8 protein-coding genes are annotated in these 13,084 nt (G+C 70.8%); 6 read left to right on the top strand and 2 right to left on the bottom strand.

Going from position 1 to position 13,084, the window contains the following annotated elements:
- Positions 1–18 precede the first annotated feature (18 nt).
- Positions 19–813 carry a TetR/AcrR family transcriptional regulator gene (locus ACFQU3_RS17245; RefSeq protein WP_385911975.1) on the bottom strand — a complete coding sequence of 265 codons (795 nt, stop codon included), beginning with the start codon at positions 811–813 and terminating at the stop codon, positions 19–21.
- A 76-nt stretch (positions 814–889) separates the two neighbouring features.
- On the opposite strand from ACFQU3_RS17245, the gene ACFQU3_RS17240 reads away from it, so the two are divergent.
- The 4 genes from ACFQU3_RS17240 to ACFQU3_RS17225 all read left to right on the top strand — a co-directional run bounded on the left by ACFQU3_RS17240 (position 890) and on the right by ACFQU3_RS17225 (position 5,559).
- The gene (locus ACFQU3_RS17240; RefSeq protein WP_385911973.1) at positions 890–1,945 is read left to right on the top strand and encodes an ATP-binding cassette domain-containing protein; all 1,056 of its coding nucleotides are present in this window, start codon (positions 890–892) and stop codon (positions 1,943–1,945) included.
- Positions 1,942–2,781, top strand: a complete 840-nt coding sequence (locus ACFQU3_RS17235; RefSeq protein ID WP_385911971.1) for an ABC transporter permease — start codon at positions 1,942–1,944, stop codon at positions 2,779–2,781. The genes ACFQU3_RS17240 and ACFQU3_RS17235 overlap by 4 nt, the downstream gene beginning before the upstream one ends.
- Positions 2,778–5,078 (top strand): ATP-binding cassette domain-containing protein, encoded by a 2,301-nt coding sequence (locus tag ACFQU3_RS17230; RefSeq protein ID WP_385911969.1) that lies wholly within the window; start codon positions 2,778–2,780, stop codon positions 5,076–5,078. The genes ACFQU3_RS17235 and ACFQU3_RS17230 overlap by 4 nt, the downstream gene beginning before the upstream one ends.
- Before the next feature lie 79 nt (positions 5,079–5,157).
- On the top strand, positions 5,158–5,559 hold the full coding sequence (locus ACFQU3_RS17225) for a DUF3224 domain-containing protein (RefSeq protein WP_385911967.1): 402 nt from the start codon (positions 5,158–5,160) through the stop codon (positions 5,557–5,559).
- Positions 5,560–5,613: 54 nt separating this feature from the next.
- On the opposite strand, the gene ACFQU3_RS17220 is transcribed toward ACFQU3_RS17225, so the two are convergent.
- A complete protein-coding gene (locus ACFQU3_RS17220) occupies positions 5,614–10,740 on the bottom strand; it encodes a GH92 family glycosyl hydrolase (RefSeq protein WP_385911966.1) in 5,127 nt (1,708 codons plus the stop codon).
- Between the two features lie 244 nt (positions 10,741–10,984).
- Between ACFQU3_RS17220 and ACFQU3_RS17215 the strand changes: the two genes are divergently transcribed.
- Together ACFQU3_RS17215 and ACFQU3_RS17210 are read left to right on the top strand one after the other, a co-directional pair.
- The gene (locus tag ACFQU3_RS17215; RefSeq protein ID WP_385911964.1) at positions 10,985–12,016 is read left to right on the top strand and encodes a LacI family DNA-binding transcriptional regulator; all 1,032 of its coding nucleotides are present in this window, start codon (positions 10,985–10,987) and stop codon (positions 12,014–12,016) included.
- Positions 12,013–13,068, top strand: a complete 1,056-nt coding sequence (locus tag ACFQU3_RS17210) for a class I mannose-6-phosphate isomerase (RefSeq protein WP_385911962.1) — start codon at positions 12,013–12,015, stop codon at positions 13,066–13,068. The genes ACFQU3_RS17215 and ACFQU3_RS17210 overlap by 4 nt, the downstream gene beginning before the upstream one ends.
- Positions 13,069–13,084: the final 16 nt, after the last annotated feature.

Below are 13,084 nucleotides of genomic sequence, written 5' to 3'. Positions count from 1 at the left end.
GTTCCGCGCGCACCGGCGCTAGGGCTTGCCGGACGAGTCGACGAAGGTCTCGATGCCGTCGAGCAGGCGCTCGAGGCTGAACTCGAACGTGTCACGGGCCTCCGCCTCGAGGTAGGACTCACCGTCGCCGAGCGCTTCGAAGGTGCCTTCGGCGGCGATGCGCGTCAGGAACGGGAACCGGTCCGCATAGTCGGGCGCCACCTCGTTGAACATGCCCGAGCGGGCGTACCACCAGTCGTACTCGTCGACGCCGGTGGCGGTCGTCGCATGGCGGGTCTCGGCCATGGCCCGCGCCGAGCCGTGCACGAGCCGCGAGACCGACCAGACGCAGCGCATGACGTCTCGGCCCGACAGCCCGAGCCCGTCGAGGATGGAGCCGGACGTCTCCTGCTGCTGCGTCTCGTGCGGCCCGAGCCCGCCGCGCGCCCCCGACACGTCGAGGGTCCACGCATGCGCGAGGTGGAACTCCCACACGTCGACCGCCCACGCGCGCAAGGCTGCCCGCCAGCCGTCGCTCATGTCGTAGGAGGTCGGCAGCCCGGCGAGCACCCGGTCCCACATCAGCTCGATGAGCTCGGCCTTGCCCGGCACGTGCGTGTAGAGCGCCATCGGCGTGCGCCCGAGCCGCTCGCCCACGGCGCGCATCGAGACGGCGTCGATGCCGCCCTCGTCGGCGAGCCGGATGGCCGCGGCGACGATGTCGTCGACGCTGATCGCGGCCTTGGGCCCCCGGCGCGGCGCAGCCTCGGGCGCCGTCCCCCAGAGCAGGCGCATCGACTTCTCGGGGTCGCCCTGACCGACGTAGATCACCATGGGCTTGCCAACTCCTTACGGCGTAATCTAATCTTTCAGAATCACTTTACAGCGTATAGGAACAGGGAGGAATGCCGTGGCTGCACACCCCGAACCCGCGATCGTCGCCCGCGGGCTCGTCAAGACGTATGCCGGCAAGCGGGCACTCGACGGCTTCGACCTCGAGGTGCCCCGCGGGGTCGTGTGGGGCCTGCTCGGCCCCAACGGCGCCGGCAAGACGACCGCCGTCCGCACCCTGACGACCCTCCTCGCCCTCGAGGAGGGCGAGGCCACCGTCGCCGGGGTCGACGTGCGCACCCAGCCGCACGAGGTCCGGCGCCGGATCGGCCTGTCCGGCCAGACACCCGCCGTCGACGAGATCCTCGGCGGCCGGCAGAACCTCGTCCTCTTCGCGCGGCTCAACCGGCTCGGCAAGCGTGCCGCCGAGGCCCGTGCCGACGAGCTGCTCACCCAGTTCGAGCTCCAGGACGCCGCCGACAAGCCGGTCAAGCAGTACTCCGGCGGTATGCGGCGCCGCCTCGACCTCGCCGTGACCCTGCTCCTGCAGCCCGAGGTGCTCTTCCTCGACGAGCCGACCACGGGGCTCGACCCGCGCAACCGCGGCGAGGTGTGGAGCGCGATCCGCCAGCTCGTCGCCGACGGCACGACGGTGTTGCTCACGACGCAGTACCTCGACGAGGCCGACCAGCTCGCCTCCGGCGTGTCGGTCATGGACCGCGGCCTCGTCATCGCCGAGGGGCGACCGGAGGACCTCAAGCGCCAGGTCGGCGGCGACCGGCTCGAGGTGACCGTCGCCGACCGGGCCGACCTCGACCGGGCGCGAGCCGCCGTGGCGCGGTGGGCCAGCAGCGAGCCGGTCGTCGACGCCGAGACCGGGACCGTGGGCGCGGCCGTGGCCGACCGGGTCACCGCCATCGCCGCCGTGCTCGAGGAGCTCGGCCGCGAGGGTGTCGCCATCGACGACATCGGGCTGCGCCGCCCGACGCTCGACGACGTGTTCCTCCGGCTGACCGGGCACTCCGCCGAGGAGGCCGCGGACGACTCGGAGGATGCCGCCGACCCGGCCACACGGCATACGGACGCGGTGACCGACGAGCACGACCAGCGAGACGACGTGGAGGTGACCCGATGACGATGGCAACGGTGCAGGCTCCGGTGCGGGGCGGGCACGGGTTCGGCGAGCGGCTGAGGTGGGCGCTGCGCGACGGCCTGCTCATCGCCGGTCGCGACGTGTCGCACTGGGTGCGTGAGCCGCAGCTGATCCTGTGGACGCTGCTCTTCCCGATCATCTTCGTGCTGCTCTTCGCCTACGTCCTCGGCAGCTCGATGCAGGTCGCGGGTGGCGGCAGCTACCAGCAGTTCCTGATGCCCGGGATGTTCGTGCAGACGATGGCCTTCGGGCTCGGCGAGACGGTCGCCGCGGTGCAGGCTGACAACGCGAAGGGCGTCATGGACCGCTTCCGCTCGATGCCGATCGCGCCGTCGGCCGTCGTGCTCGGGCGGGTCATGGCCAACATGCTGTACTCCGTCATCAGCCTCGTCGTCATGCTGGGCTGCGGCCTGCTCGTGGGCTGGCGCTGGCACACCGGGCTGGGCGGCCTCGCACTCGGCGTCTCACTGCTCCTGCTCCTCCGGCTCGCGATGATGTGGCTCGGGATCATCCTCGGGCTCAAGGCGAAGAGCCCCGAGATGGCCAACGGGCTGTTCGGCCTGCTGTACCCGATCACCATGCTCTCCAACGCGTTCGCCTCGCCCGAGCTGATGCCCGGCTGGCTCGGCGCCATCGCGACGTGGAACCCGCTCTCGTGGACGACGACGGCCACCCGCGAGGCGTTCGGCAACCCCGGTGCCTTGAGCGGTGGCTGGCTGTCCGAGCACGCTGTCATGCTGGCGGTCATGTGGCCCCTCGTCGTCACCGCGATCACCCTGCCCTTCGCCGTTCGCGCGTTCCAGAGGCTGAGCCGATGACGGCGGGCACCTCGCGCGCAGCGGTCGATCGCCACGACGTGATCCGGGTTCGCGGCGCCCGGGTCAACAACCTCAAGGACGTCGACGTCGACGTGCCCAAGCGCACCCTGACGGTCTTCACCGGCGTCTCCGGCTCCGGCAAGAGCTCCCTCGTCTTCGGCACGATCGCCGCCGAGAGCCAGCGACTCATCAACGAGACGTACTCCACGTTCCTCCAGAACTTCATGGCGACGCCCGCGAGACCCGACGTCGACGCCCTCGAGAACCTCAGCGCGGCCATCGTCGTCGACCAGGAGCGGATGGGCGCGAACTCCCGCTCGACGGTCGGCACGGCGACCGACGTGAACGCCATCCTGCGCCTCGTCTGGTCGCGGCTGTCGACCCCGCACGTCGGGCCGTCGTTCCATTTCAGCTTCAACCTGCCCGACGGCATGTGCCCCGAGTGCGAGGGCACCGGCAAGGTGTCGGCCATCGACGAGTCGGCGATCGTCGACCGCGACCTGTCCCTCAACGAGGGCGCGATCACGGTCCCGAACTTCACCCCGAACACCTGGTACTGGAAGCTCTTCGCCGAGGGCGGCCGGCTCGACCCCGACAAGAAGCTGCGCGACTACTCGGAGGACGAGTGGGACTGGTTCATGCACACCCCCGCCACGAAGGTCAGGGCCGGCGGCATGAACACGACGTACGAGGGCCTCGTCGTCAAGGTGAAGCGCCTCTTCCTCGACAAGGAGAGCGAGAGCAACCAGAAGCACATCAAGGCGTTCGTCGAACGCATCGCGACCTTCACGACCTGCCGGGCGTGCGGCGGGTCGCGGCTCAACGAGGCGGCGCGCACGGCGACCGTGGCCGGGCGCACCCTGCCCGAGTGCTGCTCGATGCAGATCAGCGACCTCGTGACGTTCGTGCGCTCCCTCGTCGACGACCCCGACTGCGCTCCCGCACGTCCGGCCCTCGTGTCACTCACGGACCTGCTCGGCTCCCTCGTCGAGGTCGGCCTGGGCTATCTCTCCCTCGACCGCGAGTCCGGCACGCTGTCGGGCGGGGAGGCCCAGCGGGTCAAGATGGTCCGGCACCTCGGGTCGGCCCTCTCGGACATCACGTACGTCTTCGACGAGCCGACGATCGGCCTGCACCCGCACGACATCGCGAAGATGACCGACCTGCTGATCCGCTTGCGCGACAAGGGAAACACCGTGCTCGTCGTCGAACACAAGCCGTCCGTCATCGAGCGCGCCGACCACGTCGTCGACCTCGGCCCCGCGGCGGGCTCGTTCGGCGGGCAGCTGACGTATGCCGGTGACGTCGCGGGCCTGCGCGCGTCCGACACCCTCACGGGCCGACACCTCGACAGCCGTCCGGGGCCGCGCACCGGGGTGCGGCGCCCCACCGGGCACCTCGCGATCCGCAATGCGACGACGCACAACCTCAAGGACGTCTCCGTCGACCTGCCGCTCGGCGTCCTGACCGTCATCACGGGCGTCGCCGGGTCCGGCAAGAGCTCGCTCATCCACGGGTCGCTGGCCGACGGGTCGCTCGCCGGCGCCGGCGAGGTCCGGGTCGTCGACCAGGCCGCCATCCGCGGGTCGATGCGAAGCAACCCCGCCACCTACACCGGTCTGCTCGACCCCGTCCGCACGCTCTTCGCCAAGGCCAACGGCGTCAAGCCGGCGCTCTTCTCGGCCAACTCCGAGGGCGCGTGCCCCAACTGCAAGGGCCTCGGCGTCGTCTACACCGACCTCGCGATGATGGCCGGTGTCTCGACGCCCTGCGAGGAGTGCGGCGGCAAGCGGTTCACGCCCGAGGTGCTCGCCTACGAGCTCGACGGCAAGAACATCGCCGACGTGCTCGACCTGTCCATCGCCGAGGCGCGTGAGTTCTTCGGCAAGGGCGCGCCGCGCAGGATCCTCGACCGCCTCGTCGACGTCGGGCTCGGCTACATCCGCCTCGGGCAGCCGCTCTCCACCCTGTCCGGCGGTGAGCGCCAGCGCCTCAAGCTGGCGATCCGGATGGGCGAGGGGGCCGGCACCTACGTCCTCGACGAGCCGACCACCGGGCTGCACATGGCCGACATCGAGAAGCTCCTCGCGATGCTCGACCGCCTCGTCGAGCAGGGCAACTCCGTCATCGTCATCGAGCACAACCTCGCCGTCATGGCGCACGCCGACTGGGTGGTCGACATCGGCCCTGGCGCCGGGCACGACGGCGGTCAGGTCGTCTTCGAGGGCACGCCGCGCGAGCTGGCCCGCGCCGACACCCTCACCGGGCAGCACCTTGCGGCCTACCTGGCCCGCTGAACCGGTCACGCGCCCGCGGTCCCAGCAGCCGTCGGAAACGTTCTATCCCAACGTGATTCAGGTGGGTAACGTCACGTTCATGCTGAGCACCTCGACCTTCACGACGTCCGACTTCGACGTCACCGACTACACCCCCGACATCACCACGGCCCTGCCGACCGGCCACCTGCGGCTGCGCAAGGCGTACACCGGAGACGTCGAGGGACGTAGCGTCACCCAGTTCACGTCGGCCTTCGACCAGGAGACCGGCATCGGCACGTACGTCGCCATGGAGTCCTTCGAGGGCACCGTCGCCGGGCGCCGCGGGGCCTTCAACTTCGTCCACGCGGCCTCGACGAGCGGCGCCGACCGTGCCCACGACTACGGCCTCATCGTGCCGGGCAGCGGCACGGCCGAGCTCGAGGGGATCGAGGGCACGGTGCGGCTGTACATCGACCCCGACGGCAGCCACCACCTGGACTTCGACCACAACCTCGCCTGACCTGCCAGACCGCGGTGCGGGGACGTGTGTCCCCGCACCGCGGCACTCTCCTGGCTACTGCACGGTCACCGTCACCGTGCCGAGCACGTCGGAGCGCGAGTCGGACGCCAGGACCCGCACCGTGTAGGTGCCCGCGGCGGCCCACGTGTGGCTACCGCGGATCGTGGCCGTGCCGTCGGGACCGATGGCCGAGACGGTCGCGTCCTCGGTCACCGTCCCGTCGCCCCACTGGACCCGGGCGCGGTAGCCCTGGTCACCGGGGACCGGAACCCCACCCGACACCGCGCCGAGCGCGACGGTGGTCGCGGTCCCTGCGGTCGTCGTGGTGTCTGGACCTGGCTCGACGGTGAGCGCGGCACCGTTGTCGGCCACCGCGAACACGTGGATCCGGCCGGCCGTGCCGGGGTCGCCGGTCTGGGTCGGCAGGGTGATCCCCGTGACGGTCTTGCCGGCGGGGATGGTCAGCGGGGCCGTCGCGAAGAGCTTCGCGTGGCAGCTGTCCGTGCCGGTGCCGTTGAGACGGTAGCCCGTCTCGAGGGCGACGACGTTGCCGAACTTGGCCGGACCGCACCAGTCGCCGTACTGGATCGGGTAGCTGGCGCTCGTGCCGTCACTGAACCTCACGGTCCCGACGGTGTCCTGGTCCTTCTGCGTCGCCGTGCCGATGAGCGAGAGCTTCGTCGCGCCCGGGGCCAGGGACACGTCGAGCGTCTGGCCGGCACCGGTCGCGTTGTCCTTCTCCCCCGCCGGGATGGCCGGGATCGAGTACCGCAGGTCGGTGCCCGGGATGGTGACGAGCTTGCCCGGGACGCCGCCCGCGGCGGTGATCGCCTCCCGGGACAGGCCCGCCCGGTCGCCGTCACACGGCACCACGTCGCCGACGTTGCCGATGCAGACCGAGTCGAACCCGGCGGCATACGACGGCACCGCCGCGGTGTGCACGGTCACCCCGCCGAGGTCGCTCGCCGACGTCGAACCCGACGTCACAGTGACCTTCGGCTGGTAGTAGCCGGGCGTCTGCCACGTGTGGCTGGCCCTGATCGTGTACGACCCGAGGTCGCCCGCCTCGATCGTGCCGGACGACGTCGTGCCGTCACCCCACGCGATCGTGGCCGTCGCGTCGACCGGCTTGCCGCCGACGCCTCCGGAGAACTCGCCGACCGTGCCCGACCACGGCGTGTCCTCGACGACCTCGAACGGGGCCGCCGCCGACACCTTGACCTGCGTGTTCTGGGCGAACGAGCCATCGGTGAGCAGCTCGATCTCCGACAGGTTCGGTGCGGCCGCCCCCGCCGTCGCCGTGACGACGAGACGGTATGCCGTGTACGTCTCCGGGGCGGCGACCTTGAACGGACGCGTCTGGACGCGCCACGGGAACGCCTGGTTCGACCTGGTGTCGAGCACCGCCCAGCTCACCCCACCGTCGCGCGAGCCCTCGAGCCGCCACGCGGACGGGTCGCCCGACTGCGGACCCGATGTCACGGTGTACCACGTCGCCCGCTGGCCGACGCCGGCAAGGGCGAAGGACACGGTCGGTGTGGCCGAGCCGAACGCCGCCGAGGTGCGCGAGGTGTTGTCGAACAGCGCCTTCGCGTCGGCGCCCGAGGCGAGACCGGTCGCCGTCGCGGTGCCACGGCCGGGGCCGGTGGCGTCCTTGAGCGGCTTCGGGGCCTCGGTGCCCTGCGTCACCGACGGCGGGGCGTCCTGAGCACGCACCCCGTAGTCGGAGGGCTTGGCACCCATCGCGAAGTCGACCCGCGTCGCACCCGCGATCTGCGACTGGTCGATCGACACGCTCTTCACCTTCGTGCCGTTGACGGTGACGCCCTGGACGTAGAGGTTCTGCTCGGAGTTGCCCGGCGCGTTGACGACGAGGTCGCCCTGTGTGCGGTGCACCGTGACCTGCTCGAACTTCGGCGAGCCGACGGCCCACTGCGACGAGCCGACCTGGAGCGGGTAGAAGCCGAGCGCGGACAGGACGTACCACGCCGACATCTCTCCGTTGTCCTCGTCGCCCGGGTAGCCCTGGGCCGTGCCGTTGCCGACGTAGAGCCGGCGCATGATCTCGCGGACCTTCTCGGCCGTCTTCCACTGCTGGCCGGTCCAGTCGTACATGTACGCGATGTGGTGCGAGACCTGGTTGCTCTGCCCCAGCTGGCCCATCCGGACGTCACGGGCCTCGAGCATCTCGTGGATCGTGCCGCCGTAGCCGCCCGGCTTCGTCGCCGTCTCCGGGGTGGCGAAGAACGTGTCGAGCTTCTTGGCCAGGGCCTCACGGCCGCCGTAGAGGTTGGCCAGGCCGTTGCCGTCGTGCGGCGCGTGGAAGGCGAAGTTCCAGCCGTTCGTCTCGGTGAAGTCACCGCCCCAGGCCTCGGGGTCGAAGGCCGACGGGAAGCTGCCGTCGGCGCCGCGGCCCTGGAAGAAGCCGACCTTGGGGTTGAAGACGTTGCCGTAGTGCGTCGACCGCTCGAGGAAGTACTGCGACTCCTCCTGCAGCTGCGCCCTCCGGGCGGCCGGCGTGGCCGGGTCCTTGGCGAGGGCGGCGGCCATGTTCGCGATGCCGTAGTCGTTGATCAGCCCCTCGAGACCCCACGAGATGCTCTCGCCCGTGCTGGTGCTCGTGTAGCCGAGGAAGATGGACGTGTCGAGGCCCTTGCGTCCGACCGCGCTCGACGTGGGGAGCACCGTCGCATTCCTGAGTGCCGCGTCGTAGGTGCCGAGCGGGTCGGGCAGCTTGACCCCCTTGACGTACGCGTCGGCGAAGGCGACGTCGGAGCTCGTGCCGGTCATGAGGTCCGCGTAGCCCGGTGAGCTCCACCGGGCGACCCAGCCGCCGTCCCGGTACTGCTGGACGAAGCCGTCGGCGATCTCGGCCGCGACCTCCGGGTAGAGCAGGCTGTACGCCGGCCACACCGTGCGGTACGTGTCCCAGAAGCCGTTGTTGACGTAGATCTTGCCGTCCTTGACCGCGGCGTTCGTCGTCGTCGCGGTGGCCGATCCCGACTTGGCCGCAACGGGGCTCGCGTACTGGTACTTCGGCGCCTGGGCCGTGCCTGTGTTCTCGAACTGGCTGTTCGGGTAGAGGTTGAGCCGGTAGAGGTTCGAGTAGAGCGTCGTGCGCTGCTCGTCGGAGTTCGTGTCGGCGTTGGTCCTCGCCTCGACGACGCCGAGCCGGGCGTTCCACGACGTCTTCGCGGCGGCATGCACGGCGTCGAAGTCCCGCGCGGCCAGCTCGAGCGCGTGGTTGCGCCTGGCCTGGTCGAGCGAGATGAACGACGTGGCGAGCTTGAGAACGACCGTCTTGTTGCTGCTCGTGTCGAACGTCGCGTACCGGGTGCCGGTGTGGCCGTTCGGCGCGGTGCCGGTGCCGGTCGCTGCGCGGTCGAACGTGCCGTAGACGAACATCCGGCTCCGGCCGGCGGACAGGCCGCTGCCGTTGTCGACCCAGCCCGTCAGTGTCCCGGTGGCGGCGTCGACGGTGAACGTCCCGTTGTTGTCGACGGTGTCGAGCACGAGGTGCCCTGCCGACGTCGCAGCCGGGAACGTGAACCGGTAGACACCGCCGTGGTCGGCCGGCGTCATCTCGGCGGTGAGACCGCCTGCGAGCACTGCCTTGTAGTAGTCGGGCCGGGCCACCTCGGTGCGGTGGTCGAACGCGAGGGCACGTCCGGTGGCGCTGCCGGTCGGCGTGCCGGTCGCCATCGACGGCATGACCGAGAGCTGGTTGCGGTCACCCATCCACGGGCTCGGCTCGTGCGAGATCGCAAGTCCTTGCAGGAGAGGCAGGTTCGCCGCGTTGTTCGCCGACTGGTAGTAGTACTCCCACGACTGCGAGTTGGCGTCCGTCACCGGGGTGAAGAACGTGAAGCCGTTGGGGAGCGCGCTGATCGGCAGGTTGTTCCCTCGCGAGAACGACCCGGACGCGTTCGTGCCGCGGCGGGTGTCGACGAAGTTCGTCAGGTCCGAGGCGTCGACCGTGGCCGGCGTGGCCTCGACGGAGAGGTCGTCGATCCAGCCGCCGAAGCGAGTGTCGGACGTCGCAGTGCTGTTGTCGTAACCGACGAGGATGCGGTCGACGGTCTTGCCCGCAGCGACCCGGCCCACGGCGAGCTTCACGTCGTTCCACTGGCTCGCGTAGAGGATCTTGCCGGCGCCCTGTCCGTTGGGGCTGCCCGAGACGCCATGCGCGTCACGCGGTTTCAGGTCGGACAGGTAGGTGCCGTCGGTGAAGTGGAGGTCGACCGCGGCATACGTCGACGGGTAGCGCAGGTCGCCAGCGACCATGTCGGGGAAGATCTTGTACCGCAGCTCGGTCGCCGACGTCACGGGCAGGTCGACGTCGAAGAGCCGGTTCCAGGCGTAGCCACGTCCGTCGGCCGTGTGACCGCCCGAGTAGCGCAGCGCCTTGACGCCGGTCCAGCCGGCGAGCGGCTTGATGTTGAAGCCCGAGATCGGGCCCGAGCCGACGTTCGAGACCATCGGCGTCGCCGGCCCGGTGCCGGTCGACCCGTCGGAGATGTCCCAGTCGGCGAGCTGCACGATGCCGCCCGAGTGCACGGCCGTGACGTCGAGCCGGTAGTAGGTGTACGTGCCGGGCGTCGCCACGTCGAAGGACCGCTTGGCGAAACGCGCCGGGAAGTCGATGTCCGACCTGGTGTCGAGGTCGGTCCACGTCGTGCCGTCGATCGAGCCCTGCAGGGTGAAGTTCTTCGGGTCACGCTCGGCCGCGTCGTTGGCCGACGTGAGCGTGTACGTGACGACCTTCGCGGGTGCCGACAGCTGGTAGCGGACCCACCCGGCCCCGGCGAAGGCGAGCCACTTCGTGTCGGGGTTGGCGTCGGCGAGGTTCGCCGCGACCTCACCGGGGGCGTTCTCGGCGCTCGCGGTGACGCCCACGACCGACTCGAGGAGGCTGCCGTTGCTGCTCGTCCGGCCGCTGACGTTCTGCTGGCGGGGACCGGACGGGCCCGACTCGACCGTCGACAGCGCGGGCTGTGGCTGGCCCGTCTCGAACGACGTCGAGAACTCGCCCGCTGCCTCCGCGGTGGGCGCTGCGAGCGGTGCCACGGCGGCGCCGTGGGCGGCATCTGCCTGTGATGGACCGGCGACCACTCCCGCGGTCGACGTGGCCAGGACTGCGAGGGCGATGACGCCTCTGCGGATCCCGGATCTCTTGGACATGGGTTCCTCCGTGCTCGTCGTTGAGCCGTTTCAGTTGGTGCGAGTGGGTGTGGATGGGAGGTCGGAGCCGGCGACCCCGAGCCGGGTCCGACCCGGCCGAGACTCGTCCCGTCGACAAAGGGCGTCAACAGTGCGCAGGGATCCTGTCCGGTCAGGACATCAGATCGGACAGAACAGCCCGGCAACGGCACCGGTCTCGCCCGACGCGTTGCCATTTCCGGCGCTCACTGGTCAGATTGCGAGCATGACAGCGTTGTCTGACCAGCGGACAGCCACCCGCCCGACCATGGCCGACGTCGCCGCCGAGGCACATGTCTCGGTCAAGACCGTCTCGCGCGTGGTCAACCACGAGCCCGGCGTCCGACCCGACACGGCCGAACGGGTCCGGGCGGTCATCGAGCGTCTCGGCTTTCGCCGCCACGACGGCGCCAGACTCATGCGCCAGGGCAGGACCTTCACCATCGCCCTCGTGGTCGAGGACCTCGCCAACCCCTTCTACTCGCAGGTGAGCGCCGCCGTCGAGCGCGAGGCCCGGATCCGCCAGCACCAGCTCATCACGGCATCCGCCGAGGGGTCACCGACCCGCGAGCGGGCGGTCCTCGAGGCCCTCATCGCGCGGCGGGTCGACGGCATCGTCGTCGTGCCCGCCGGCGAGACGCCGTCGGCGGACCCCGGCGTGGAGGCGAGCGGCATCCCGATCGTCTACATGGACCGGCCGGTGCGTGGCGCCCACAAGGACACCGTCCTCAGCGACAACCAGGGTGGCGTGCGCAGCGCCGTGGAGCACCTCGTCGCGCACGGTCACCGGCAGATCGCCTTCTTCGGCGACGACCCCGGCTTCTGGACCGCTCGGCAGCGCAGGGAGTCGTTCATCGCCACTCACGGCGCGCTCGGCCTGCCCGGGTCGACTCGCGTCTCGATGGGTCCCCACTCGACGACGACCGTGCGGGACCTGCTGGCGCAGTGGACCCGCGACCCCGACCCGACGACCGCGATCATCACGGGCAACAACCGCGTCACCCTGGCGGCCCTGCTCGCCATTCGCGACCTGCGCACGTCGATCGCCATGGTCGGCTACGACGACTTCGAGCTCGCGGAGCTCATCGACCCGCCCGTCACGGTCGTCCACCAGGACCCCGCGGCCATGGGGCAGAAGGCCGCTCAGCAGCTGTTCTCGCGCCTGCTCGGCGACGAGTCGCCACCGCAGACGGTCGTCATGCCCACGCGCCTCATCGTCCGGGCGTCCGGAACCCGTCGGGGAGGACCCACTCGATGACCACGACCCACGTGCCGCTGCCCAGCGGTCTGCCGCTCAACACCCCGCACCGGTTCTACCGCGGCGGCGAGCGGATCCTCACGTTCCGCGGGCTCGCCGTGCCCGACGACTTCGACGGCCACCGCCCCGAGGACTGGCTCGCCTCGACGACCCACCTGTTCGCCGAAGACGGTGGCGGGGTCAGCCGGCTCACCGACGGGGCCGAGCTGCCCGACGTGCTCGCAGCCGACCCGGAGCAGTGGCTCGGCGAGGGCCACGTCGCAGCGCACGGTGTCGCCCCCGGCCTGCTCACGAAGCTGCTCGACAGCGGTGAGCGGCTCCCCGTCCACGCGCACCCCGACCGCGCCTTCGCCACCGCTCACCTCGACTGCGACAACGGCAAGACCGAGGCGTGGATCGTGCTGGAGGCCGAGCCCGGGGCCACCGTCTGGCTCGGCTTCCGCGACGGCCTGCGCCCCGAGCAGCTCGCCGAGCTCGTCGACGCCCAGGACGAGCGCCTGCTCGCCGCGCTCAACCCGATCGAGGTGCACCGCGGTGACGCGATCCTCGTCCCGGCCGGGCAGCCGCACGCCATCGGCGAGGGCGTCCTCGTCCTCGAGCTCCAGGAGCCCACCGACCTGTCGGTCATGCTCGAGCACGAGCGTTTCGGGCTGGGGGAGGCTCACGCGTTCCTCGGCCTCGAGCGCCGCCTGGCCCTGCAGAGCGTCGACCTCGGGCCGCTCACGCCGGACGCCGTCCAGGCGCTGCGGGGCACGTGGACCGACGTCGAGGGCGCAGGTCCGGCCCTGCCCGCCGCGGCACGCGAGTACTTCCGGGCACAGGTCGTCCGCCCGGCCGGCACCGAGCCGGTGACGGTCGAGGCAGCGTTCGCCGTCACGGTGGTCGTCGAGGGACGCGGCACCCTCTCGACGGAGGCCGGCGCGCCCGGCAGGCCCCTCGACATCGCCAGGGGCGATGTCCTTCTCCTCCCCCATGCCGCGGGCGCGGTCCGCGTCGCGGGGGACGTCACGGTCATCCGGTGCATGCCGCCGGGTGGCGCCACCGCTCACTGAGCATACTGCCGGCCGT

Origin of the sequence: Terrabacter sp. GCM10028922, from assembly GCF_042666095.1 — a bacterium.
GTDB lineage: Bacteria > Actinomycetota > Actinomycetes > Actinomycetales > Dermatophilaceae > Terrabacter.
This window is presented reverse-complemented; position numbering and strand designations above follow the sequence as displayed.